27 protein-coding genes and 1 pseudogene are annotated in these 25,950 nt (G+C 35.3%); 8 read left to right on the forward strand and 20 right to left on the reverse strand.

Annotated features, from left to right (window positions below):
* Positions 1-87 precede the first annotated feature (87 nt).
* From ACOJQI_RS15890 to ACOJQI_RS15905, 4 genes are all read right to left on the reverse strand, one after another.
* Positions 88-4,365, reverse strand: coding sequence for a DNRLRE domain-containing protein (locus ACOJQI_RS15890; protein ID WP_421379616.1), 4,278 nt, complete (start codon positions 4,363-4,365; stop codon positions 88-90).
* A gap of 333 nt (positions 4,366-4,698) precedes the next feature.
* Positions 4,699-5,169, reverse strand: a complete 471-nt coding sequence (locus tag ACOJQI_RS15895) for a hypothetical protein (protein ID WP_421379619.1) — start codon at positions 5,167-5,169, stop codon at positions 4,699-4,701.
* A 200-nt stretch (positions 5,170-5,369) separates the two neighbouring features.
* Entirely contained in the window at positions 5,370-5,690 is a 321-nt protein-coding gene (locus ACOJQI_RS15900) for a sigma factor-like helix-turn-helix DNA-binding protein (RefSeq protein ID WP_421379622.1), read from the reverse strand.
* Between the two features lie 127 nt (positions 5,691-5,817).
* A complete protein-coding gene (locus ACOJQI_RS15905; protein WP_421379625.1) occupies positions 5,818-6,147 on the reverse strand; it encodes a DUF86 domain-containing protein in 330 nt (109 codons plus the stop codon).
* Between the two features lie 225 nt (positions 6,148-6,372).
* Between ACOJQI_RS15905 and ACOJQI_RS15910 the strand changes: the two genes are divergently transcribed.
* The 3 genes from ACOJQI_RS15910 to ACOJQI_RS15920 all read left to right on the forward strand — a co-directional run bounded on the left by ACOJQI_RS15910 (position 6,373) and on the right by ACOJQI_RS15920 (position 7,175).
* The gene (locus ACOJQI_RS15910) at positions 6,373-6,645 is read left to right on the forward strand and encodes a hypothetical protein (protein WP_421379628.1); all 273 of its coding nucleotides are present in this window, start codon (positions 6,373-6,375) and stop codon (positions 6,643-6,645) included.
* Between the two features lie 74 nt (positions 6,646-6,719).
* Positions 6,720-6,968 carry a hypothetical protein gene (locus ACOJQI_RS15915; RefSeq protein ID WP_421379630.1) on the forward strand — a complete coding sequence of 83 codons (249 nt, stop codon included), beginning with the start codon at positions 6,720-6,722 and terminating at the stop codon, positions 6,966-6,968.
* 18 nt (positions 6,969-6,986) lie between these two features.
* Positions 6,987-7,175 carry a hypothetical protein gene (locus tag ACOJQI_RS15920; protein ID WP_421379632.1) on the forward strand — a complete coding sequence of 63 codons (189 nt, stop codon included), beginning with the start codon at positions 6,987-6,989 and terminating at the stop codon, positions 7,173-7,175.
* A 396-nt stretch (positions 7,176-7,571) separates the two neighbouring features.
* Here the strand turns inward: ACOJQI_RS15920 and ACOJQI_RS15925 are convergent, their stop codons facing one another.
* The 11 genes from ACOJQI_RS15925 to ACOJQI_RS15975 all read right to left on the reverse strand — a co-directional run bounded on the left by ACOJQI_RS15925 (position 7,572) and on the right by ACOJQI_RS15975 (position 16,594).
* Entirely contained in the window at positions 7,572-8,120 is a 549-nt protein-coding gene (locus ACOJQI_RS15925; protein WP_421379634.1) for an ankyrin repeat domain-containing protein, read from the reverse strand.
* Positions 8,121-8,173: 53 nt separating this feature from the next.
* Positions 8,174-8,335 (reverse strand): hypothetical protein, encoded by a 162-nt coding sequence (locus tag ACOJQI_RS15930; protein ID WP_421379636.1) that lies wholly within the window; start codon positions 8,333-8,335, stop codon positions 8,174-8,176.
* A gap of 570 nt (positions 8,336-8,905) precedes the next feature.
* The gene (locus tag ACOJQI_RS15935) at positions 8,906-9,076 is read right to left on the reverse strand and encodes a hypothetical protein (RefSeq protein ID WP_421379639.1); all 171 of its coding nucleotides are present in this window, start codon (positions 9,074-9,076) and stop codon (positions 8,906-8,908) included.
* Positions 9,077-9,342: 266 nt separating this feature from the next.
* Entirely contained in the window at positions 9,343-11,049 is a 1,707-nt protein-coding gene (locus tag ACOJQI_RS15940) for a recombinase family protein (protein WP_421379642.1), read from the reverse strand.
* Entirely contained in the window at positions 11,036-12,490 is a 1,455-nt protein-coding gene (locus ACOJQI_RS15945) for a recombinase family protein (RefSeq protein WP_421379644.1), read from the reverse strand. Before ACOJQI_RS15945 ends, ACOJQI_RS15940 begins: the two co-directional genes overlap by 14 nt.
* Entirely contained in the window at positions 12,490-12,678 is a 189-nt protein-coding gene (locus tag ACOJQI_RS15950; RefSeq protein WP_421379647.1) for a hypothetical protein, read from the reverse strand. The genes ACOJQI_RS15945 and ACOJQI_RS15950 overlap by 1 nt, the downstream gene beginning before the upstream one ends.
* Before the next feature lie 207 nt (positions 12,679-12,885).
* Entirely contained in the window at positions 12,886-13,008 is a 123-nt protein-coding gene (locus ACOJQI_RS15955) for a hypothetical protein (RefSeq protein WP_421379650.1), read from the reverse strand.
* A gap of 40 nt (positions 13,009-13,048) precedes the next feature.
* Entirely contained in the window at positions 13,049-13,207 is a 159-nt protein-coding gene (locus ACOJQI_RS15960; protein ID WP_421379652.1) for a hypothetical protein, read from the reverse strand.
* 205 nt (positions 13,208-13,412) lie between these two features.
* Positions 13,413-14,963, reverse strand: coding sequence for a recombinase family protein (locus tag ACOJQI_RS15965; protein WP_421379655.1), 1,551 nt, complete (start codon positions 14,961-14,963; stop codon positions 13,413-13,415).
* A gap of 128 nt (positions 14,964-15,091) precedes the next feature.
* Positions 15,092-15,616, reverse strand: a complete 525-nt coding sequence (locus tag ACOJQI_RS15970; RefSeq protein ID WP_421379658.1) for a recombinase family protein — start codon at positions 15,614-15,616, stop codon at positions 15,092-15,094.
* A gap of 432 nt (positions 15,617-16,048) precedes the next feature.
* Positions 16,049-16,594: a recombinase family protein gene (locus ACOJQI_RS15975; protein ID WP_421379661.1), complete on the reverse strand. Its 546-nt coding sequence runs from the start codon at positions 16,592-16,594 to the stop codon at positions 16,049-16,051.
* A 199-nt stretch (positions 16,595-16,793) separates the two neighbouring features.
* Here ACOJQI_RS15975 and istA point away from each other — a divergent pair, with 199 nt between their 5' ends.
* Together istA and istB are read left to right on the forward strand one after the other, a co-directional pair.
* Positions 16,794-18,371 carry an IS21 family transposase gene (gene istA, locus ACOJQI_RS15980; protein ID WP_421379664.1) on the forward strand — a complete coding sequence of 526 codons (1,578 nt, stop codon included), beginning with the start codon at positions 16,794-16,796 and terminating at the stop codon, positions 18,369-18,371.
* Positions 18,368-19,132, forward strand: coding sequence for an IS21-like element helper ATPase IstB (istB, locus tag ACOJQI_RS15985; protein ID WP_421379666.1), 765 nt, complete (start codon positions 18,368-18,370; stop codon positions 19,130-19,132). The genes istA and istB overlap by 4 nt, the downstream gene beginning before the upstream one ends.
* Positions 19,133-19,267: 135 nt before the next feature.
* Here istB and ACOJQI_RS15990 read toward each other — a convergent pair whose 3' ends face one another.
* From ACOJQI_RS15990 to ACOJQI_RS16005, 4 genes are all read right to left on the reverse strand, one after another.
* Positions 19,268-19,456: a hypothetical protein gene (locus tag ACOJQI_RS15990; RefSeq protein WP_421379669.1), complete on the reverse strand. Its 189-nt coding sequence runs from the start codon at positions 19,454-19,456 to the stop codon at positions 19,268-19,270.
* Positions 19,457-19,972: 516 nt separating this feature from the next.
* The gene (locus ACOJQI_RS15995; protein WP_421379672.1) at positions 19,973-20,311 is read right to left on the reverse strand and encodes a transposase; all 339 of its coding nucleotides are present in this window, start codon (positions 20,309-20,311) and stop codon (positions 19,973-19,975) included.
* A 115-nt stretch (positions 20,312-20,426) separates the two neighbouring features.
* The gene (locus tag ACOJQI_RS16000; RefSeq protein WP_421379675.1) at positions 20,427-20,801 is read right to left on the reverse strand and encodes a hypothetical protein; all 375 of its coding nucleotides are present in this window, start codon (positions 20,799-20,801) and stop codon (positions 20,427-20,429) included.
* A 151-nt stretch (positions 20,802-20,952) separates the two neighbouring features.
* Positions 20,953-21,258: a hypothetical protein gene (locus tag ACOJQI_RS16005; protein ID WP_421379677.1), complete on the reverse strand. Its 306-nt coding sequence runs from the start codon at positions 21,256-21,258 to the stop codon at positions 20,953-20,955.
* Positions 21,259-21,610: 352 nt separating this feature from the next.
* Between ACOJQI_RS16005 and ACOJQI_RS16010 the strand changes: the two are divergent.
* Both ACOJQI_RS16010 and ACOJQI_RS16015 read left to right on the forward strand, forming a co-directional pair.
* A pseudogene (locus tag ACOJQI_RS16010) lies at positions 21,611-22,681 on the forward strand (IS110 family transposase); the annotation flags it as partial.
* 953 nt (positions 22,682-23,634) lie between these two features.
* Entirely contained in the window at positions 23,635-24,642 is a 1,008-nt protein-coding gene (locus ACOJQI_RS16015; protein WP_421379680.1) for an IS1595 family transposase, read from the forward strand.
* Between the two features lie 62 nt (positions 24,643-24,704).
* On the opposite strand, the gene ACOJQI_RS16020 is transcribed toward ACOJQI_RS16015, so the two are convergent.
* The gene (locus ACOJQI_RS16020) at positions 24,705-25,226 is read right to left on the reverse strand and encodes a hypothetical protein (protein WP_421379683.1); all 522 of its coding nucleotides are present in this window, start codon (positions 25,224-25,226) and stop codon (positions 24,705-24,707) included.
* Between the two features lie 260 nt (positions 25,227-25,486).
* Between ACOJQI_RS16020 and ACOJQI_RS16025 the strand changes: the two genes are divergently transcribed.
* The gene (locus tag ACOJQI_RS16025) at positions 25,487-25,831 is read left to right on the forward strand and encodes a sulfite exporter TauE/SafE family protein (protein WP_421379686.1); all 345 of its coding nucleotides are present in this window, start codon (positions 25,487-25,489) and stop codon (positions 25,829-25,831) included.
* Positions 25,832-25,950: the final 119 nt, after the last annotated feature.

Below are 25,950 nucleotides of genomic sequence, written 5' to 3' on the forward strand. Positions count from 1 at the left end.
AATCGTACCTTCCCCTTTTTCAAAGCTGTAATTCGGTAAATAGCCATATAGTGGACCGCGTTCATAGGTGGTGTCTAATAAGTTTCCCTATGAATCATAATTAAAAGATTCTTTGAAGCCTTCGCTGTCGATAGTCCATACCCTGTTCCCTTTTGAGTCATAATCATGTTGGATCACTCTACCTAAAGGATCGGTTTCCTTACTGATTAGACTAGTTCCAGCTTTATATTCGAATCTGGTAAGTGGCGTGTGTGTCCCTCCCTCAATATCATGAGTCAGTGGTTCAGTTTTTGTTAATACGTTCCCACGTTCGTCATAGGTATAGGAGGTTTTATACCCCTTTCCATCAATTGATTCTTTCAACTGATTTTTTTCATAATTAAAGCTGTTAACAATATTTAGCTTGCTCGGATCATCAATTGATTTGATAAGGTTTCCATTTTGATTGGTTTCATAAATGGAGACAAGTGATTGATTGCTGCCATGATTCGTTACCTGAGTCGTTTTCTTTAATAAATCATAATTAAAGGACTCTTGAACAGGGTACAAATTATTTAGCTGTCCAGTAGCTGCATTTCGTGTGGTCAAAGTACCTTTTACAGCTATTAATCGATGCCCATTGTATTGAAAAGTCACTGTTTTATTATTCGGGTTCGTATATTCTTCTAATTTCCCGTTGACCCCATATTTATAGCCAATAGTCCGATAGATTGAACCTTTCCCATCGTAATATTCAACTCCAGCAAGCTGGCCATTAATATAGGAGAAGTGAACTTTCGTTCCTGCAAAGGTAATGATGTCCTCTAGTCGATTGTTTAAATACGTAAAGGAGGTAATCCTACCGGTAGGGTCTTCTAATTCACTAATCTCATTATTGGAATATCGAATTTGAATCTTATTCCCATTTAAATCTTCAAAAGAAGTTAATTGTCCCATTACATTGAAGGTAAAGGCTATGCTTGCTGCATCAAGGTCCACCAACTTAAATGTACCGTCACTCAGCTTCGAAAGCTTTCTGAATATCCCTGCTGGCGCTGTATACGTAGAGTCTGCATTCTTAACGAAGAGATGCTGGGAGCCGTCTTCATCCGTCAATAGCAGGTTGCCATCCGCTTTCTCTTTAATGGACATATAAAGGTCTAAGCGCCACCCTTTTCCTAAGGGAGTAACAGTTTCATCCTGACTATTGTAAATACGGTTAATTTCTGTACCTAATCCTCTTCCTTTAAGGTTGGAATCTGAAAATTCCAGATAGCTATTACCGTTTGCAAGGTTGACCTTTCCAATTCCATAGCCTGTATTGATTTCTTCAAATCCCCAGTAGTTCTCTGTACCCAGCATAGGGATCAGAGGATCCACCCAAACCATTTTGGAGGAAATAGAGGTATTCCCAGCTTGGTCTGAAACGGATAACCGAACTGTGTAGAGGCCGGCTGGTATGCTTGCGGTATTCCAGTCTCCTAAAATATTTTCTGTAACTACAGAAGTGCCAGTCTTAATGGTTGTCCAGGATGTTGGAGCTTCACCGTTTCCATAGCTGATGGTATATTCTTTTAAGTCATTATCCGTAGCTGTTCCTTTTATGACCGTCACTCCATTGACATAATCCATCGCTGCTGGGGAGGTCAGTTTTGCTGTTGGATAACTAGTATCTAAAGTGATGCTGTCAGAGTAAATTATGGATTCATTTCCACTTTGGTCTTTAAAAACGGTGGAAACTGTTTTTTCACCATTACTATTAGAAAGAACCCAAGGCTTATCACTATCAGCTAATTGTTCATACACTGACCAGGTATTTAATTCATTCCTTAACTTTACAGAATAAGGCGGATTAGAATTATCCTGGGCATTTAACTTAAGGAAGACATTTGGTGAGTTGGTTAATGTTTCACCATTATTAATCGTTACCTTCCCTGTGGGAGGAGTTGTATCGACTACTTTTACAGCCTTAGAAAATACTTCTCCTAAACTTCCATATTGAAGCTTAAGCATTTGCCATTCAGTGATATAATCTCCAGGACTTTTATTACCTACAAAGTTAAGAGTAAACGTTTTAACTTGTGATGGACCTATGGAGTCAGCTGAACTCAACTGCACTCTGGTATCTGCAGTTAAAGGATCCACTTCCTTTACTGACCCTAATAAGAAGCCCCCTGCTGCCGTCCAAGTTTCTAACCCTTCATTTCTAACTTTAATCTGAACACTATATTGACCACCAGCTTCCATTTGAGAAGGGATAGAGACTCCATCAATAGAAGCATCTAACTGCTTTCTTGCAGTCTCAATCGTCTCGTCGGACGCAAAGGTGTTTCCTTCATTATCTTCTGCTACTACAGTAATAAAGTACTGGGTTCGAGGAATAGCGTTCGTTATAGTAAATGTGTTGGCTGTTACAAAAGTTCCAGCTACAACATCCGTTTTTCCAGAACCTGTCCCCACATACACTCTGTAACCTTTGACACCTGATAGGGAATCAGTGGATGCCCCCCATGTAAAGGTGAAATTAGAATTGAGCTTATTTGTTACGACCGGTTTCCCTGGTTTCGTTGGTTTCGTTTGGTCAGGAAGTGTTGGCATAAATGCACCTGATTGAACGGTCTCTCCATAAGCATTATATGCTTTAACCCGGAACCAATAATTCTTACTATTTGGATAAACTCCGCCAGAATTTTTATACACTGGTCTAGGGTCATCTGCAAGGTCTGCTCCCGTACCATCTAAGCGTAAGGCGTATAGACCTTGTTGTATTTGAGAAACAGTTGGCCACAATTTTTTCCCTTTAGTTGACCAACTAGTTATATTTCCTACATTTATTTCTTGATACTCTTTACCATTAAAGATTAAAACTTTATATCCTGTTGCTCCACTAACTGGCGTCCAAGATAAGTTCACGTATCCTGCACTGGTTCCAGTCCCATTTCCATAATCAGTTCCAGTAGGAGCGCTAGGAGGGCCAGAATATGTAACTGCCAAGTAAGGCTTGTTAGACGATGCCTCAGCAGAGTTATACTTTCTGTACGTACCCAATGTACCTTCTGAAGTAGAACGTAGAACAACCCCATGATTAGCTGTTCCGTCATACCATTTGTCTACCAGTTCTGTAATATTAAGAGTGGCCCAGCCAAGAGTGCCATTAACCGCAGTGCTGCCGTATGTTTTTGTAGTATCAATGCTCGGCTGATTATTCCAAGTGACGGTATTAACTCCCCATGAGGAAGAAACTCTTTGAGCATAAAGGTTCGTGTTAATGGTGTTATATCCATTACTGAATCGATATGCCTTAAGTTCTGCCTTAACTAAAAGACCACCATTTAAATTAGGGAGGCTATTGGTAAAATCCATATAGGATCTAGTCACGCCGGTTGAGTCCGCGTATCCCGTCCGTAAATCCGTACTAGTGTAATAATTATAGGAAGGGTAGTCCTGCATTACATAGGAATCTAGTGTGTTGGAAGCACTTCCACCTAGATTGACAGTTGGATCTACCAAGATAGGAAAAGCTCTATCTGGATCGTTTATAAATTCTTTATCTATTTTCAATTGAATTGACTGCTTTTTATTTGAGGATTCTACTAAAGTGTATTCGATGTCATGAGAGAAGACCTCTTTTGCATCTTCCATAAATGGAGGGGTCATTACCCATATCATCTTATTTTCATTATTATAGAACTCAATATTCTTACCACTTTGCTTGGCGATCAAAGAACCTATAATGTCAAAAGTGAATTCCGATTGACTATCTTTTGAGTGCAAAACAATGTCCTCTTTTAAGCCGTCCGGTAATAATGAATATTTGATGTCTGTATCATTAAAAACATTTTTATATAATACATTGTTTTCTTCTAGTTCTACATCTGCTTCCCTTTGTGCATTCTGTAGAATAAACCCTAATTTCTCTTTACCAAAAGATATGGACACCAATTCGCTGTTTTTCTTTACCTTCTCTGCAAATTCAACTGAGAATTGGTTTTTGTCTGATTTATATTTAAAACCCTTTTTATCCTTTTCATCAATCTTTTTGAGTTTGTTTTCAATAGGGTGATATTTTCCTTGAGAATCCTTGTAATGAACAGCACCAGTATGAATATCTGTTGTATAACTTAAATCACTATTAACAAAGGTACTTCCATTAGCTGTTCTACTATCCTTAACTTCTTCTACTTTTTTCACATTCTGTTGAAGGCTGTCTTCAAATGAAACCTTCTTTGGTTTAGGTTTTTCCTCTTTCTTGTTCTCTTCCTTATTTATTTGCTGATTATGACTTCCCCCATGAGCAAACACACTACTTAAAGGAATAGACGAAAATAACAAAATAAAAGCAACCAACGACAACAAAATTTTCTTGCTAAGTCCCCGCTTAATCAACTAGTTTTTCCTCCGGTTCAATTAAAATGTTCAATAACCAGACTTGCTACTTTCAGTCTAGTAACCCTCCTCTCATCAAATTAATTTTATCTATTTATTTACAAAATACAACAAAAATTTCCTTTCGTTTTTAAGTAATTATTTCCATCCTTTGGATTGCTGTTTAAATATAAATTAAATTAAGACTCGCCTAGAGACGAGTCTTATTTCTTTATGCAGAGGATTGATGATATTCAATTAACTGGCCCTTTAATTGAACAGCCGTTTAAAATTCTACAATATAAAACGGAAGCCATAAAAACTTCCGCTCAATTCATGTAATTAAAATTTTGTCTATTTCTCACATTTTTGTTGATGTGATTTTTTGAAATTCCTGACTTGCTGTTTAAAAAGTTCTTTACTATCTATTATTGCATATTCAATTGCTAAAGGTTCATTTTTTAATAAAGCCGGGTACTTACTATTAAGATAATTTTTTATGGTTATAATTTCAGTTTTATTAGGATATTCATGTGCTTTCGGTAAGGGTAAGTTTAGCGTATCAAAGATGTATTCATACATCCTTTTACGCTCTTCTCTAGTCAACCTTAAATTACAGGCTCCATTTTCATCAAATGTCTTTCTTTCAAAACGAATACTTATAATATCAACAGGCTTTCTATTTTTAACACCATAAATCAGTTCTAATATTAATACAGTTTGTCCAGCTAATTCTTTTTTTGTAATAATACCTCTGTTTTTAGTTTTAGGAATCTTAGAAATATGCTGATTAGCTACACATAGATACATAGCTGATGTGGACATTTTTTTACCACCTCTAAGGAAGATTTTTGGTATTAACCAATGTATAATTAATGATACATACCTTCCCCAAAAATGGCGAAAAGAAGCGATAAAAAAACAAGCACTTCTTCAACTAAACGAGGGAGTTGTGTTTGCTTTGTTAATCTATTACATATAATCGATGTTATATGTACTAAACGATAGACGTTAAAAGTAGGTATCTAATATTCTTGACGAAGAAACGTTGCTATTTCCCTCTCGCTTTTGAAAACTAATTGTCTTACCCTTTCTGGAGTAACCTTTATAATCTGACCGACTTCCTTTAGCTTTAACGGAGTGCCATTGACACCATAAACGGAATCTAATATTAATTGTTCTCTTTCACTCAAAACATTTTTATATTTTAAATAAACATTAATAAATCTCTTATATTCTTCCGATTCCTTGTTATGTAAGATATTATAATATCTTTTCATCAATCCAAATTTTTCACGCTTTATCATAAATATAAAAAAATCGACATCTTCTATGGTGGATTTCAACTTAACAACACCCCTTCATAAATCTAACCTGATAATACATACTTCGACATTTCATTTAAAAATACCTACACGACATGTAAAAAAGTGGATAATACGATGCCTGATTACCCACTTTTTAGAGATCCACCTATTTGCTTTTTATTGCAGCACAATTAGTTCTTAGTGTAATAGTATCTACTGTTGCTATTTTCCAAATTTCATATACATCTAGACTGTCATACTCCTTTATTAGAGTATGTCGAAACTCAATTATCTTCTCCCAAGGAATATGGGGATTATCTTCCCTAACTTCAGTTGAGATGTTTTTTACTACTTCTCCAATAAGTTCTAGATTCCAAATTACTGCATCAATAATTAACCTAGCCTTTTTGAACTCTTCAAGTGACAGTCCTTGTGTGTATGTCTCTATGGTGTCAGCAACATTAATAATTCTGTCAATAAAATAAAAATTGGCCACTGAAATATTCACATCCTGTAGTTTATTTGACTATAAGTAAGACTAGATCTAAAACAATTCCTCACACCATATCCTATACGATTAGAGTTTCGACAAGTACTTATTTTAATTGGTTCTTTATTAGAAGAACTTTACTTATTATAATAAAACAAATAAGAGCTCGATGTAATTGGATAGTATCTGCAATAATTGGTTCTTAGTGATTTATGAAGGGGGAATTAGATTATGAGGGATAAAACAAGCATTATCAGAACAGAATTAGAAAAAATGCTTTTGAATAAAGAAATCCCTTCATCTATAGTTCCAGAGATAAGTAACATCGTGGAATACTTAAAAACTAATAATATCTTTAAATACGAGCGACGAAACTTTCTAGAAGAATGTCCACCAGAAATTTTAAAAGTATTGGCTATAGCAAGGCAACGCTATTGGGACCAAAAAACAAATGAAGAAACAATGCCTCATAAAGAATATCTTCGTTCAAAAGACAAATCATAAAGAAATGTGATAACTAATTAAACTTATCTTGAAAGAAATAGTAAAAGACAATTTTAGGACTAGAGGGATCCCAAATGAAGTGGGAATGGTTTGAAATTGAGATGCATTACTTAATTGATGGGCATAGAAACATGAGTTCCAACCGGTTTAGGTGCAGACGACATGAGTTACCATGTAAAATTAATTGCTGGATAAAAAATATTAAAATGGAAACTGGATATCGAAAAACAGTTGTTGAAAAGATCTTTTTAAACGGTAGTGAGGATATTGCAGAAGAGATAATGAGCTACAAACTTGATCGGGATGATTTTTTACCTTTTTAGTTTAGGGAGTGTGAAAAGATGAATGGAGATTACTTTGCTTTGAAGGCGCAACTTTCTGAATTGAAATTAAAGCTTTGTCACGCAGGGTTGTCACTTTATGATAAACCAACGACTAAAGAAGAAATTGCTGTTGAATTAGAGCAAGTACTGCAACTGGTTGATCAACTGGAGGAAGGGCTGACTAGGAAAGCCCCTACTTTTGAGTAAGGCCTTTTTGTTGGTTTTAATATCATTGCTTATAAACATGATAGCTCGAGAACCTGATCAAAAGTAAGGAAAAACCGACGGTTAAGATGGTTTGTACTGCGTATTAATTAGTTGAGATCCCATTCTCCTTCACAATCAGGGCATTTCCATTTCACTATCCGGTCTTTTTCAATATCTGAAATTCCTATTTTTCGAGTAAAGTGTTGAATTATAAGCACCTTGTTGTTTCTTTGGTATTGGTTCTCCTTGCAAGTCAGCGCTACAATGCGGGCAATTTTCTTTACTATTCTTCAAAATTTCATATCCTTTCAGCTACTCCCTATCTTTTTTCAAATACTTATCATGGCTCAACTATTCATTAAATAGGTCTACTTATAATTTTTAATGGTTAAATTGCTAATCCTTTACTTCAGACAAAACTTGTATTACTGCTATCTGTCTATCGCCATTCCAACCTTTTTCAGCAAATTTATACGCCTTTTCAAATTCAGTAGCTCCGTGATTCAATAGTAGTTTAACAATATTTGAATAACCAAAAAAAGAAGCAATCATCAAAGCGTTACGATTTAAATTATCCACCCAGTTAACTTTCGCTCCCTGTTCTAGGAGCATCTTAGTAACCTTAAGGTTACCCTCTCTTACCGCAAGCATTAAAATACTTTGATCATTCAAAACATGATTTACACCGTGTTTTTCAATATATTTTTCTAGCATTAGAAGGTCCTGCTTTTCTAAGATTTCATAAAAATCCATACAACCTCTCCTATGTTGAGTGTTTTTTTTAGCGGGATTGATTAATATAAGACAAGCGCGAAAACTTACTGCAGGGCATAAGTGGCTCAGTGCTCCGCACTTGGCGGATTTCTCATCCGCATTAGCTGGCTCAATAATATGCAATAATGGCTTCTTCTGGATGCAATAATCACTTGCTGCATAAACGTTCATCCAGGCCTGCAGTAATACATGTCTGTCTCTCCTGGTCTCAGTTATTCATAAAACTAAAACTCATTTATTACAAAATCAATCAACTCAATATCGTCAACTGACAAATTAAACTCTTCTTTAACTTCTTCGTATGTTCTTCCTCTTTTTATTTGTTCTATTGCTTTATTTAATATTAAATCTTCGCTAAAATTATAATGATACTTTTTATGATCCATTCCTCAAACACCTCCACTCTATTGTACAAAAGCAAACTAATTTTACAAATCCATTTAAATAAATATATGAACTTATATTTAGTAATAAATGACTCCTCTGGTTACATGAATTAAAATGTCAGAACAAAAAAGGGGGGCTCATAAGTTGTCGAGTGTATGTAAAAAGAATGAAAAGGCAAGAGATCTTCCTTTATAAAGTAAAAAGACAATTATTTCTAACTTAAAAAAATCCCGCTCATTCATATAACGTAAATTATGTGAATAAAAAATAGGATCTATAAGATTAATCGCACAACATTTCATTTCATTATTATCTTCTAGTCTCCATCCCAACTGGAGGCCATGTTATTACTTTTTAATTCACCTTTAAGAAAAGACTATTGAATTCCTTCATTGATAATAAAGCATTAAACTCTAAAAAAGTAAGAGGCTATTCCCGAAATTCAATGGGAATAGCCTCTTATGTCAGATTACGAATGACTATGTGTCATGATAAACATCTTAGTATTAATCGTATCTGAAGTCGCAACAGTATCAGTATTTACAACAAAATGGGTTATATACCCAATGTTAATATAACTTTTCAGATTCACTTTTAAGTTGTTCTACGTTTTCTTCAGAAACCATATATCGGTAACTATTACCATAATTCATAAGTATACCTTCCTCAACAAGCATTCTAACATCTTTCTTGGTTGTATTTAAGATCTTACCTGCTTCAGTACATGAAAATACCTTCATGATTGTGTCACTCCTATAAATTGAATTTATGTTTACATATGTTTCGTTTTAAGTATTAATTTTCAGTTCAAGTGTATACATCTACGGTAATTTGTCTACAATGCTTAATAAAAGGACGGTCACACGGGTAGCGAGGTATACCACGCTATCCGTGCAACCGTAAGATTAATTCGAGAAAGCCTTGATACCAAGGCTTTCTCACGATTTCACTTTTAGGGATTTCCTTTAAGCTGAATTTTTTACGGTAATATGAACACTGGACTTACTTAATCTGCGGTAACCTGACCAATCCAATTTTCTAAGTCAATGAATGGTGTAATTCGGTAATGAATTGCTGCGTTGTTGGTGGATAAGTCTAATTCAATTTTTTCGATAAAAAAAAGCGATAAACTTCGCAATTCAAGGTCATTTAGCATATTGCTTTGATGATCGAAGAATTTTGTTAAATACAATTCCAGTTCATCAGCTTCCAGCATCTTTTCAATTTGTTCTATTAATTCTGCTATTTCATTATTTTTTTCAGAAAGAAAACTAAGTGTATCAGCAATGGAAATTGCAAGCTCTGATCCAACCATCTCACTTTCATGAGCTACAAAACGCTCTTGCTCTTTTACATGTTGAAGAGATTGTGAAATTTTCATTTGTTTTTGTTTCAACGTTTTGTCCCATCGCTTCAAACTATTTCTTATTTCTCTTTTCATCATTGAATTGTTTTTTGATAAATGATCAAAGAACTTCTTCAAAAAAATAGCGTGAACTTGTTCTACTTCTACATACTTTATGCAATTCACACAACGGTACACAAGCTTTTGGTTTTGTTTTTTCTTATCGTTATTCTTATCCTTATCCTTTTTGCTTGTCCCAGGTGTGAAGTTCTTAGAAATAAGACGCTCACCACAGTCTTTACAAACGATTAAATCTTTGAGTGCAAAAGGAGTATTTAAATTTCTCCCAAATTGGCTTTTAAATCTCTTCATCTGCTTTACACCATCTGCTAAGTGCTGAGGTATAATTGCGTCGTGTTGATGCTCAAATAATTCAAATTGACCTATTTTTTTTCTTGCACTATTGGTATTACTATCCCGAACACCCCATGTTAAGTGTCCTTGATAAAATAGATTGTGTAATATCTTATCAATCATTGAGGCTGACCATTTTTTTTCTTTCGGTGAGGGGATACCACACTCATTTAAATAGGTGGCAATATATTTATTACTATACCCGTAGCTTGATAAGTAGTAGATGAGATAAACTATGTCTGCCTTATGTTCACTGTTATCGATAGATACCTCTCCCTCCTCTCCCTTAATATATCCATATGGAAGAGGAGCTCCAGGGCGTTTAGGCTTTTGACCCTCTGAAGGATATAAACAGTTTTGATGATACCAGATTGTTCTATTCTTTTTATATTCCGATTCATTTCTGTAAATTAACAACTTGGCTTGTATATGAGGTTTATTCGGATCCCATTCATTTGGTTCTGTAGTGCTGAAGAATTTTATTGTTACTTTTTTCTCCTTTAATGGGTCATGAACTCCCCTTACAAAGTCATGCACCTGGCGAGTCACACGACTTTCTTCACAGAAAAAAATTGCTCCGTTAAAGTCCTTTAACAAAGCACTTTCAAATAGCACCTGCATCCAAGGACGCTTTAATGCAGACTTATGTGTGGCTGAAACAGCTTTATCCATACACCAAAGGATAATCTGATATCCTTCCAATCGGGCTTTATTTTCTATTTCTCTTTTTTGAATAGCTATGGAATTGTTCTCGTCTTGTTTCTTGTCCGAATACCTTATATAACCTATTGCCATCCTTATAGGTTCAGAAGGTAGTTTTTTTATGGAAGGCAAACACTCCCCAAGGTTAATTGGACCAATTATTATACTTTGAATAATCTCTTTAAATTCTTGCTGAAGTGTAAGAATGGTATCTAGGTTACTGACCTGTTGTTCGGAATTATTTTTGGACATGCTTTTCTCCTCCTAAAAACTCTGCTAGGAATACTTCAAGTTCTATAGAATCATAAAATACCACTACTTCTTTTATCAGAAAGTATATAAACAATTGCAGTTTTTCTTTTTGTAATTCTGCAACTAATCCTTCTTTTACAATCTTCACCAACCCGTTAACAATAGATTGTGTGTTAGATAAATCAACAATTTGATCTGATATTTCTTCAGATTCAGAAAGTAAAGAATTAACACTCTTTAAGTGTAGATCCTTCTCTTTTTGATTATGAAGACCGAACTTCATAGCGAAATTCATACGGACATTTAGTAGTTGTGTACCTAGTTCTTCTTTCTTTTTTCTCATCTCTTTAAGTGCATTATTAATGGATCTGATACAGACATACTTTAATTCCTGTTCAGAGATGGAGTTTATTACCTCCCTAAAGGCAGCTTCTAAAGTTTGATTAATTTCTTCTGTTGTTATTCGGTGCTTTTTGTGAACTTCACATTTATAAAAAGCAGCTTCACCTACTCTTGTGTTTTTGTGAATCATCTTCTTCTTGCAAACTCCGCAAACTGGGGTAAGGTAAGATTGCTCTCTTGAAACAATAATGGTATCAATTAATCTTTGTTCATATAAGTCAAGAACAATCTGAACTCTTTGAAACAATTCTAACTCTATAATTGGTTCAACATGCTCTAATTGGAAATAGTCTAAACCTTTTTGATAGTAACCGGCGTAAAACGGTGTTCTCAGAAGTTTCCAAGTATCTTCTACATCTTTCCGTTTGAACTCTTTTTTATAAGAGAGAATTATCTTTAATAACTCTTTAAACCCTTCAACCTTGGAAGCGGCTTCAAAGGCTTTTTTAATTTTGTATTGATACCTTTCATCTGCACTGTATTGCTTGTTGTCATTTACGTACCCGAACTTTTGATGCGGGTTCATGTTATGGACATCATTTAGTCTTGCTTTAATGTTCTGTCCTTCACTCTGTATCTGTATTCCATAGATTCCTTCTATTAATTTATCTCTACTGTAGGGAGGCGTTTCAGTACAAGTAAAAAAGACATCAATTTTTGCAGCATTGAAGATATCTGTTATTTCATCATACTCAAAAAAATTTCTTGCCACCCTGCAACGTGTAAATACGAGTACACAATTAATCTGACCTGATTTAATAGCATTTAGCAACCGAATGAGCTCGGGCCTATTTTCCATAACTACCTTGTTAGCAGAAAGAGAGTGCTCGTTAAACTTCTCAATCTCATTCCAAGGTATCCCGTTGGCTTCTGCCCACTTTTTCGCTGCATTTATTTGAAGTTCTTCACTTTGCGAACTTCCACTAACTCGGATGTATACAGCATATCTTTTCTTCCTTCGATCACTTCTCCTGCTATCTTCTCGGCCTTGAGCTCGGGTAACCACCCTACCTACGCAATCCGTTAATTTTTTACTCATTATCTCCCTCCAGAAAGAATTTTGTTTATTCGATTTTGATTCCCTCGTAACAATTCCGCCTTAATAGCAGGATGTATATTCAGTTGTTGAAGAATAATCCTTTCAGTTAGTCTATAGATCCATAGGTCTGTTTCTCTGTTTTGTTCTTCAGAAAAAGTAACCCTCACCACTTTGCCTTTTTCATTCATATTACAATCACCTCCCGTCAACTTATTTAGATGATTGACGGGAAAAGCAATTTTCATACTTTACTATTTAGAATTATCCGAGTCGCTTGTTTTCAAAGTTAGTTCAATCTGGTATTCAGTTTTGTCGGAAGCCTTAGAATTTCGCTCAGCGATAATCTTTTTTGATTTACTACCAGGAAGACCTAAGTTCATGTATGTTTTATGCACTTACTTCACCTCAAACCTGTTGTTTATTTGATTAATATAAATCTCTATGACCTTTTTAGGCATCCCAACTTTTTCAGAGTTAGCTAGTAAAGAATTCAAAAATGCTTTCTTTTTATCTTTCACTTACATCCCCTCCCGGTTAAGTTATTGATATCTTAGCTAGCTAAATATTTTTGAACATCTGTTGACTCTGCAAAACTTGAAAAAATCCCTGTTTCCGATTGGGTGAATGCTTGATAGCCACTAAGTAACCACTTGGATTCACCACAGATTGTTGTGTATAGGAATGATCATTTTCTTTGAATAAGTTTTGTTGTTTCATAAAAGTTCCTCCTTAAGGAATGATAAAACCCGCAAACAAGAAACACGGACACACCTGTATAAAGATTTAACCCTCCCCTATAGGTAGGCTTAACTTTATATAGAATCGGTGCTTCCGTTTTCTATATTTGCGGGTTTGATTCCCATAATATTTATTTGTATTTCCTTACGAATTACTATACCAAAACTTGGTATGCAGGATACTTCTAACTCATCTCTTTCGTATAGTGCCACAAATATGGGTCTTCACCGATTTTCACTTCTATTTCAAAAGGAAAACCGACCTGAAGCTCAGCAATAAGAACAATTCTGTCTTCATACAATACTGCTTCAGGGAACAATTCACCAATCATGGTTACACGTTCGTTTGGTGTTAGTTCATACTCGATAGATTCTGCAATTTCCAAGTATTGATAGAGCAATTCATAATTCCATTCTTGTTTTTCAAGAGTTTCAAGTTTTGCTTTTTGTTGATAATAAATTTTGTTCTGATACTCTAACTGCCGCTTTATGTCTTCCTCTTTCTTGGCTAATAGTTCTTTCGAATGTCTCCCCTCTAAATAGAGGTCTAAAAGCCTATCATGCTTTACTTCTAGTTGAGATATCGTTTTTTTGCTTATATCAAGCTGGGACTTTAACTTTGGAATCTCTTCCTCATCAATGTCTATCTTAATGTAGTTCTTTGCCAGCTCCTCACTTATTAAAATTTCTTTTACTGCACGAATAATATGATCATCAATTCTTACAGTATTGATTGATATATCACAAACGGATCTATCTTTCAGTCTTAATTTTCTTCCATGTTTTAAGTAATATCTTGGATTAGTTTTCCCTCCGTGATTTGCTACATGGATTTTCCGATTACAATTTCCACATGTAATATACGTTTTTCTTAACATATGTATATTTTCATTTTGTCTTTGATCAGCTTTATACACTTTCCCCCTCTTTAGTCTTTCTTCTTGAATTTTTTCCCATGTTTCTTCTGATCTCAACTTTGGATAGATATTCTCTTTCGTAATCGTTTCACCATTAGCAAAGGTCTTCTCCATTATTCCATGGAATGCTTTTGATATTAGCCGTCTTTGTACCAACGTTTCGTTCCAGTAGTTTCCGGAGGGGGTCTTAGAAATCTCATTTAATTTATCAGCAATAGTCTTCATACCTAAATGGTCTTTTAAATACATTTTATCAATAGCAGGTATTACCCAAGCCCATTCTTCATCAACTTCATATTCCTTCGCTTCTTGATTATACTTATAGCCAAGTGGCGGCTTTCCCCATCCTTTCCCTTCCCTCAATCGTTGACGCTTTCCTCTCATCATTCTTCTAACGACAGATCTTTTTTCTCTTCTTGCAATTAAGTTTTTAATGTCAGAAATAAATTCATCATCTTCATTATCTAAATCAACCATATTTCCTGGTTCAGCGATTTTAACTTTATTATCTCTTAAGGTTGATTTAAGAAATTCCCATTCTGCAACATCCAATCTTGATAGCCTATCCTGATCCATAACTAAGACTACATCTGTTTTCCCCTCTTCAACATCATTTAGGAGTTGATCCATCCCTTCTTTTTCTAACTTTCCTCCACTTTCAATGTCTCGGTAGGTAGCTACTAAGTCCCAACCTTGGTCTTCAGCATATTTAGTCAACTCTTCTTTCTGAGCAGATAGAGAGTATTTGGTTCCTTGCAGCTTTGTAGAAACACGGATATAAATAATTACTCTCAAAACTATCTTAATAACATCACTCATCAGTTAGCCTCCTTTTTCATCATTTATATCCATTATTTCAATTTTGCATATTATTAAACCACCTATCTTGTTTTGTTTTATTATGATCATCCGTAAATCTATTTTTTAAATTAGCAAGGGTTAGGTCCTTAACAATTTTTATCCTTCACATTTTTATATACTGATGATATCTTCTGTATACGTTTAATTATCATTCTCTGTTCATAACGCATTGCCTGAATTTTTCGCCATGTTTCTTCTGTTCGAAGAGGTGGAAACTTGTCCTCAATAGAGATAGTCTCTCCACTCCTTAATGTTACTTCCATTACCCCATGATAAGCCTTTGATGTTAATGCCGTGTCTACTAAACTTGCATTCCAGCATTTCAGATCTAGTATTTCAGATAATTCGTTTAACCTATCAGCAATAGCCTTCATTCCCATTCCTGATTCAAGGTACATCTTATCGATGGCTGGTATTACCCAATCTAAAACTTTATCAATTTGAAAGATACTAGTTTCATGATTATAAGTATAGCCTAGAGGTGGCTTTCTCAATCCCACCCCCGTCTGCTTGCAGTAACTCCATCCTTCATTACTCTGTTTCACTTCACCTGTTAATGAGTTTTTTTCTCCTACAATATTTAATTTTGATTGGTAAAATGCTGCTTTCATATCATACATCTCCTTTTAGATTAAAAAACTAGCAATCACAATTTATTTTCTGATGTTATATGTTTTAGCGAATTTCTTGTTATTTGGTATCAAAGTGGGTTAATTTTAACCCTTAATAGTTGGGTCTTTAGCTTATGGCGAGCATAAGCTAAAATAAAATAAATACCCAATGACTATTTAAACTTTTGAACCAAAACCTATTAAGGCGTTCGACTTTATAAACCGAAATTAAAACCAAGACTCCATCTGTTTCTTGCAGCTTGGTAGAAACACGGAAATAATTTCCCCAAACTGACTTATTAACCTCACTCACCTGTGACCTTTTTTATTATTTATCCCCATTATTAAGTTTTGCATATTCTTAAACCACCTATCGTGTTTTAAGTATCTTGATTAGCCACAAATCTATAATTTCCCTTAGCAAAAGTTAGATCAGTAATTTATTTGTTTACTTACCTTTCTCCTTCGCTTACGTACTTCTTGAATTTCCAGCCATGCTTCTTCTGATCGAAGAGGTGGATATTTGTCTTCAATAGTGATAGTCTCTCCACCTTTAAATGTTACTTCCATTACCCCATGAAAAACCTTTGATTTTAACCTTCTATCTACAAAGCTTGCATTCCAGCATTTCATATCTGGTATTGGAGATAATTCCTTTAACTTATTAGCAATAGCCTGCATTCCCAAGCCTTCAAGATACATCTTATCGATAGCTGGTATTACCCATGCAAATACCTCATCAATTTCAAAAACCTTGGTTTCATGATTAAAGGTATAGCCAAGTGGTGGCTTTCCCCATCCCTTCCCCATCTCCATGCGGTTACGTAGTCCATTAATAATTCTCTTTGATCTAAACTCTTTAACTAATAATTGGACCTGGATGGCTTCTTTCGGCATCGGAGTTTCTTCGGTACTTTGTTCAACTCTTTTTAATAAATTGTTTCTTTCAGGCTTATTATGGAATAATGCTACTTTCACTTGATTTAATAATGAGTTTTTTACTACTTCAGTATTGAATTTATTATCGTATGATGTTGCTGTGACTGCTAAACTAAAGTAGACAGTTTTTGCTAGATAAGATGAAACACTTATTTACCCGAATATACCAGTAAAATATAGGGTCCTTCCGTTATATGATGATGGTTTGATTTATAAATCATTGGAGGGCTGAGTAAAGGTGGATAAGTGGGAAATGTATATGGAAATTCAGCAGTTAATCAAGAAAGGATTCAGTAAAACGAAAGTAGCAGATAAGCTGAGGGTGTCTAGGGCGACTGTATATCGTCACCTTAAGAAATCTCCTTCGGAGATGGCAGAATGGGTAGAGTCCTTACAAACAAGAACGAAAAAGTTGGATCCTTATAAAGAGCTAATCTTGTCCTGGTTAAGGGAACATCCTGATCTTTCAGCAGCACAAGTGGAAGATTGGTTGATGGAAAGATATAAGGAGCTTGAGGTTGGTGAGAGCACTGTCCGTGCTTACGTTAGAGAGTTAAGAGCTGAATATAAAATAGCTAAGGAATCTTCACCAAGGGACTACGAAGCAATACCTGATTCTCCAATGGGAGAACAGATCCAAGTTGACTTTGGACACACAAAGCAAAAAACATCTAATAACAAAGAGGTAAAGCTGAATTTTATTGCCTTTGTGTTATCTAACTCCAGATACAAATATAAAGAATGGTTAGATCGTCCATTTACAACTCAAGATGTCATTCAGGCTCATGAAAATGCCTTTCAATGGTTTAGTGGGATTCCAAGTGAACTCGTGTATGACCAGGATAGCTTAATTGTGGTGAGTGAAAATGGTGGTGATCTCATTTTGACTAAAGAGTTCCAGCAATATAAACAAACGAGGAAATTAAACCTCCGAGTTTGTCGGAAAGCTGATCCTGAAAGCAAAGGAAAAATTGAGAATGTCGTAGGCTTTATTAAGTACAATTTCGCCAAGTATAGAGTGTTCGATAATATTGACTCATGGAACGAACAAGGTTGGGAATGGTTGAATCGTACAGGTAATAGAAAAGTTCATAATACAACAAAAAAAAGACCGGTCGAAGTGTTCTCCTTGGAAAAGCAACACTTAAGACCAGTCACAGGAAACATTAATTTCCTAAACAACTATGAAAACAGTATAACAAGAAGCGTCCACAAGGACAATACCATACGGTATTTATCTAATAGGTACTCCCTTCCACTTGGAACTTTTCATAAGCATGAAACTGTCTCAATAAAAGAAACAAAAGACAGAGAACTATTAATCTATAATTCTCAGACAGGAGAACTACTGGCCAAACATCAGATTCCAGACGGTATAGGGCAATTAATAAAAGACAGAAAACATACCAGAGATCGTACAAAAGGCATTGATGCATTCATTGATACCGTAGCGAAACGGTTTGAAGAAACAGAAACTGCTTATGGTTATCTGGATAAACTTCGCGAGAAGTACCCACGGTACATTCGTGATCAGTTACAAATGATATTAAAGGAAACTAAGCAACATAACGGCCAGCTTCTATCAGCAGCGCTCATGGAATGTATCAAGAGAAACTTATACAGTGCGACAGATTTCAGCGATATCATTCTATACCTCAAGCGACAACGACAGGATTATGAGACAACAAATGATAGCGCTGAGACTGTTTCAGTTTCGCCTTTAAACAGCATATCTGGCTGGATTATGGACACAGAAGCACAAAAAAGAAATGTAGATGCCTATACTGTCATTTTGGAAGATGGTGATCAAAGTTGAATCAGCTTCAGGAGGTCCAAAACTTATTGAGGTCCCTTCGGTTAGCTGAGACAGCTGATCGATTACCTGAATTGATTAGAGAAGCTGAGAAAAAGGACTTGTCCTTCACTCAGTTTCTACTAGATGTAGCAGCATATGAACAAAAACGGAGAGACGAAAAACAATTGGAAAAGCGTTTTAAGTGGGCAACGTTTCCGTTCCATAGTACCGTTGATGAATATGACGTAAATGAGCAAAAATCCTTAAGTAGCAAGAAGCTAAACCAGTTAAAGGACTTAACCTGGATTGAACAGCTGTATAATATCATATTTCTTGGACCGCCAGGTGTAGGTAAAACCCATCTTTCGATAGGTCTAGGGATCGAAGCGTTAAACCAGGGATATAAAGTGATCTTTACCACTATGGGAGATCTAATTCAGGCATTAAAGACAGAGGAAATAACAAGGAAATCCAAAACAAGAATGAAGCGAATTAGAGAAGCAGATCTGGTCATCATAGATGATTTGATGTTTATGGCTATGGATAAACAGGAAGCCAATATGTTCTTCCATCTCATTAATAACCTCTATAATCAATCCTCGATTATACTTACGTCCAATAAAGGACCCAAAGAATGGGGTGAACTTTTGGGCGACCAAGCCATTACTACAGCTATTCTTGACCGGATCTTACATCGAGTGGAAATAGTTCATTTAAATAAAGATAGTTGGAGAATGAAACATCGAAAAACGATTTTTGGTGAACAAAGTGTTTCAAATTAATCAGCAAAAATTGTGTCATTCTACTTGACGGTCACAGTTGCCCTCATTTAATCCAGCTCCTTTTCAAAAATTATTAATTAGTAATCACATAGCTGATTTCTAGGGTTATATGGTTGTATGATTAATAATTTCTTATTATTTGGTTTCAAAGTGATTTAAGATTTCTTCGTAAAGAGGGGAAATCGGTATTTTTTTCTCCCCCCATAACCTCAACAAAGACAAAGCAGCTTCTGGATTAACATATGATAACTCAGCTAATTTCAAAGGTATTGCTTGACGTTTCTGTAATGTTTCTCGACAAATCGGAAGAATGTGCTGGTTCATGTCAACACTCCTTTTTAATTTATTAAACAATCTCATTAGCGGAGCACAAAAAAAGCACCCAGAACAAATAGGCCTCACAAATCAGAAATAAATTCTAATTCGAGATCTCTTTGCTCCAGGTGCTTCCTGATGCGTATATTATTATATAGTTTTGTATGCGCTAATCAATAATAATTGTTTCGATAATGTCAATTTATCACACCAGCAAAAAAGTTACAAGTACAAATTCACTTTCTATTAATAAATTTTTTTTAATGATAACCTCTTTCTAATTCACATTAAGATGATCAAGGTTCTAATATTGCTTTACTAGGGCGGTCCTTTAATGCAATTGGTCCTCCTTTGACTGTTGATAGCCTATGGTAGATGTAATTTTGAACCTTTTGCTTGCCAGTTCAGGACATTTATATCATAACAAGAGGTTCTTTTTATGTTCAAACCCCATTTTTCTTCATAACAGGAATGCTGCCCGTTTGTTTAATAAACAACTATAACATCTCGTTTGTTTGATTTTGCTTATTCCTTTTCTTCAACCAACTCTATAAAATAATCTTGTAAATCTCCATTTAGTTTAGTTTGTCTGTCTTCAAGTGTTAATAGAAAATCGATATTAGATTCCAGAGTTGAAGTTCCATCAAGTATGCCTAAAAAATGTGAAACTGTATCAATTTGTGTTTGATTTATAATTTTAAAGAGCACCTTTTGTTGCTCTTTTGACAACTCCTGAAAAAGAGTGATAGCTTCCTTATAATACGGGTTAGCGACATCTGTAATATCAGTCTTTTGATAAATGCTCTTATAGTCCATAAGGCTATCTTCAACTAAATGCTCGTACAATAATTTATCTTCTCTCATATTTTAACTCCCCCTGAACTAAAAAACTTTATATTAAGCTAAACTGCCCCTTTACCTGAACAAGATGAGGGACAGCTGCTTCTTCAACAAATGATCCCCCATAGCGTAGTAGTAACTAATTTCTTTTAGGGATTAGGACACTTTGATGAAAATCAATGACAATTTGAATGAACCAAGTATGTCTGTCTCTCACTTCTTCTATCGTTTCTTTAACCTCAAAGCGGAACTTAATATCATGCTTTATATACAACAAAAATAATTTCCCGTTTAATTTATAAACTTTAAAAATAAATTCCACGTTTGAATTGTCGTATGTGTCCTGAATATTCAAAGAGTAATTAAACTTATTCATTACCTCAACATTTTCCAATGTAACTGCTTTTTTATTCAAAGAGGTAACTTGACCATTCCCTATGTAGTTGCTTAATATTTCATATGTTTTATCGTCGATATTAGCTTTTGATTGTATTATAGTCTCGTTAGCTTTCATTCTTAATCTCCAATTCTTATTAAAGATCACTCCATTTTAACTTAATACCAATTATTTCAAATTCCTGCATTGTATTCAAGGAAAACTTTAAACAAAAAAGGAGCTCATCCTGTTCCGGATAAGCCCTCGTTAATTCAATAGAAAGCATTCTTTAGTCAGTTTTTTTGAATAGAAACAAAGCCCACCATACCAACAAAAACAAATATCCAATTGCTACAAGAATTGACCATATAGCACCTTGTTGCAATTGACTAACGAAATGTTCAAATTCATTCATTCCATCTCCTCTACCAGTGCTACTTAATAGGCTTACTATTGGAACTGTCACAGAAATCATAATAGCTACAATTGACAAACCTATCAATTTCCTTTTTGTAATACTGAATATTGTTGCTCCTAATGTTATCAATAAAAAAAAGTAATATAGTGCCCAAAACCAATTAGGTAAGTCTCCCAATACATTTTATCCCCCCTTATTTAACTTAATTCTTATTTAATAAGCTGCCCTTTACTGGAACAAGGGGCGGCTGCTTGTTCAGCTAACGCCCCCCTTTCGTATTATAAGGTTAACCAGAATGTTAGATTTTTCTGGTTGACCATTTTTTATATGGTCTTATTATAACAGGTAGCCAGGGTAGAACGTCCGCCCCCGTGGGACTTAGATCCCGTCAATTAAACCGTTCACCCCCTACCGGTAGAAACATGTTTGAGGCTGGTTGGGACAATGATCTCGTATAACAAGCGAAGCTATGATACTACTAGGAGGATTAGGGGTTACTGGCAAGTTGAATTAGAGGAGGAGATTGAGAATGAATCCAGTCATAGGTCTGGATGTTTCAAAAGGAGAAAGTGAGGTTCAGGCCTTTTTTGATAAAGGAAAACCTTACGGTAAAAGTTTTAGCATCAAGCATAATCTTGATGGGCTAGGCTCATTACTTGAGTTTTTGGAAAGCGTAAAGGATAAAACCGGCATTCAACCTTCGGTTGTACTAGAAGCAACAGGTCATTACCATGCACCCGTGGTTCAGTTTTTGGAGCAGCATAACTATTTATTAATCATCGTAAACCCGTTGATTTCTCACAGAGCTAAAAGCTCTAGTTTACGAAAAGTTAAAACGGATGCCGTCGATGCCTATCGTCTCTGTGAGCTTTACTACAAAGAGGATTTAAAACCTTATAAAAGGCGTGGTATTCAGCTTTTGAACCTGCGTAATCTCACAAGACAGCATGAGAATATTACTGGGTTATACGTTCAAACCAAGCTTCAATTCCAAGCAGTATTGGATCAAATTTTCCCAGAGTATAGAGGTGTTTTTGGGGACTTATATTCCGCTGTGTCTTTGGTTGTTTTAAAGGAATTCCCTGCATCAGAAGATATCCTGGCTGTTAGTGAAGATATGTTGGCAGATAAAATCAAGGAGTTCTGTAAGAGTCGTTCCAAGAGATGGGCAGAAGAAAAAGCGCGGGATCTTAAGCAAGCTGCAGCACGGAATCCATTTGAAAAGACACTTTATGAGAGTCATTTACTGAGTCTAAGTATGTATATTGATATGCTTCTTCAATACAAAGAGCATCTATATAGGTTGGAGTCAGAGATAGACACTCTTGCAAAAGAAGTTGAAGAATATAAGATTATCCAATCTATCCCTGGTATCGGAGAAAAAATCGCGGCAACGATCATTTCTGAAATTGGTGAGATAGACCGGTTTAATCATCCTAAAAAGCTTGTAGCATTCGCTGGAGTTGATCCAGAAGTGTTTGAATCAGGTAAGTTCAAAGCTACTCTTGTTCGAATTACAAAACGTGGTTCAAGTAGATTAAGGCACGCCTTATATATGGCTGTTCGCTCTGGTATTCGTGACCGTCGCAAACAAAAAACATTGTATGATTGAGTCGATCCAGCAATGTTTTCGGAGTTCATTTACCTTTTGGATTTGTTTTTTATTTAGCTCGAGAGTTTTCATTAAATCTTTTATCTTTTCAATATTTTTTAGATGTACCAGGCGGTGGACGATTTCATGTAGCACAATCAAATTTGAGTTCTTGTCATCTCTGGAGAGATGATACGGGACTTTATGATGACAGTGCCAATCATGTTTGCCTAGTTCAGTACCTGTTACGGCACATTTTCCATAATGGGCAATGAACTTACTTATGCGGTTATCCGTGTATTCACTGTATTCAGCAAATGCAGCTACAATATTCCTTGTATGTAGAGAACTCAACCATTCTGGTTGAGTTGTATTAAGATCTTTAGGTTTAATGTATGTCCATTTCTTTACTGTCACGGTGTATTGTACATCCTTTCTTATATCACAATTAGCAACCTAATTAACATACTAATTCTAATGCGGACAATAATTATTGTCCACCTGTTTTTTGCTATGCTATTTCTACTGTTATTTCCATAACCAAAACCTAATAAACCTTGATATAACAACAAAATAAATAGACCAAATCGCTATGCGATTTGGTCTGCTAATTGTAATGTTATTTACTATTTTCTCTCCCTAAACGGAACCCCTTAAATATAGAAGAACGTGTTTAGTGTTAGAAAATCTTTTAAGGATAAGTCATCAACAAACGAGCCTTATGGGTGGGCAGCAATATGTCCCGCTTAGGATTATAATAAAGCAAGTTGCAAAAAGCCATGAGTCATTCCCTTTTTGAATGACTCATGGCTTTTTGCAACTGCTCATTTAATTAAATAAGAAACCTTTCTCCATACTTTCTTCAAACATTTAAATTAAAAGGCTCTTTTCGCATAGATTGTTGCTATTTTGACCATCCTTATAAGAGGTGATAAAATACTCTTTCAGGAGGCGGTTTCTCAATGATAAAAGACATCTATGCCACGTTTTCGGACTTAACTAAAGACGAGCAAATTCAACTATTTAACCTGTTAAAAGAAGACTTTATAGATAATGAAGATGCTGATATGAAAGATGCATACACAACAATTAGAGAAACCCGTTTTAAAGAGGGATTAGGCTGCATTCATTGTGGAAGTGTGAAGGTGAAGCGAAATGGCAAGTACCGAGAGAGGCAAAGATATCTTTGTCGTGACTGCGGAAAGTCATTTAACGACCTATCAAATACTCCGATTGCAGGAACCCGTTATCTTGGTAAGTGGGCGAAGTATTTTCAAATGATGGTGGAAGGCTATACGTTGCCTAAGATTGCTAAACGCTTAAAAATCCACATCTCTACTGCATTTTACTGGAGACATAAAATTCTTTTTGCTCTGCGTTCAATGGGATACCAAATGTTGAAAGGGATTATCGAAAGCGATGAGACCTTCTTTAAAGAGTCTTTAAAAGGACGAAGAACTCTGGATAGGAAACCAAAGAAACGCGGCGGCAGAGATAAATTGAGAGGGATTAGCCATCTTAAAATTGCTGTTGTTGTTGCCCAGGACCGAAATGGTCAAGTCATTGCTCAAAAGGCTGGAAATGGTCGTGTTAAAGCAGAAGAAATTGACGCAGTTATCGGAAGCTATATTGACCCGTCTTCTTTGTTATGCACAGATACAGCCACGAACTACAAGAAATTCGCCCAAATCAAGGCACTTAAACACGAGCCAATAAACCTGAGCAAAGAGGGGTATGTCAAAAAGGGCATCTACCATTTGCAAAACGTCAATAACTATCATAAACGTCTAAAAGGCTGGATGGATAGGTTCCAAGGAGTGGCTACAAAGTATTTGGATAACTATCTTTACTGGTTCAGCTTCCTTCAGCAAAGTAAAAAGATGGCGGAGAAAGAGCAGGTAAACCAAATGCTCCTCAGTACTTGCCAAAATTCAAGTAGTATTACCGTCAATTTCCTACGTGAGGTATAAAAAAACAGCCATTCCTATATGGAACGACTGTATTCCTTGTGCATTAGAGCATATGGAAGAAATTATAGATTGTTTTCGTAAATTACTTTACCTTCTTTGTCGTAAATCGATAACTCAAGTTCATTGTTAATTGTTAAATTGTTTTTCGTTTTGTCATAAAACATCAACAATCCTTTAGTGCTGCCAAATTGTCTAGTCGCCGTATTCCCATCACTAAATTTAACTGTTGCCTTATCTGCTTCGTTTAATAATTTTTTGTCTTGAACAATTACATAAGCGTGAGGACTTCCAGTGCTAGTCATACCTAATTGCACTTTCTCTTTGCTGTTGCCGCCCCACATAGTTTTATTTACTATAATTTCATCTTCATTTTTAGATAAATAATAAATGCCACTTTGATATAAGACCATTGTAGAGTCTTGTGCTTCTTCTATTGCTAATGGTTCAATGTTTTTTTCTTCAATAAATTGTTCAATTTCAGTTTTTGATAAAGAAGCGTAATTAAGTTCTTCTCCGCTTTGAGAACATCCGATTACAATTCCACCAAAGGAAATCAAAAGCATCAATAAAATAAATCTTTTCAACGAATTCACCCCTTTTTACCATAACAAGATTTCATCAAACTGTCCCTAAGCTTAATATGCCTTTGTTTATATAGTACCATAAAAAGTAAAAAAATCCTTGTACATACTAAAAAGCAACAATCTTTACGAAAAGAGCCAATTAAAATGATCTTTGAACAAATGAATTGGGTGATAATATGTACGAATTTTTTTCAAACATTAGTAATACTGTATCTGAACCTTTTATAAATCTAACCTATGGAACGGAAGGAGTTCCTATATTGTTTGCATTTATATTAGGGATTGTAGGTACACTTGCCCCATGTCAATTTACAGGAAATATAGGGGCTATCACACTTTATGGAAATAAATCTTTACAGAAGGGTTTGGCTTGGTCAGAAGTTGCCTTTTTTACCTTAGGAAAAATCCTCACTTTTACTGCAATTGGATTATTAGCGTGGTCTTTAGGTAATGAATTTCAGCAAGAAATAACGGAATTCTTTCCGTGGATGCGCAAAGTAATTGGTCCTGTTCTATTATTAGCTGGCCATAAGCAGTTGATACGACAACCGGCATTAAACTTACGAAAAACAACACAAACATCGTTGGGCAGAAACCTAAAGTAAAGCTGACTTCCAAAAAGAAAGAGCCCAGTTTACCTTCTTTAATAAAACCCCTTGGAATTTTTAATAACGTTAAGGTCCCCCTAAGTTTGATGATCCCAGATTCGTAACAGATAAAGATC

The organism is Bacillus salacetis, assembly GCF_049177075.1.
Lineage (GTDB): Bacteria > Bacillota > Bacilli > Bacillales > Bacillaceae_B > Rossellomorea > Rossellomorea salacetis_A.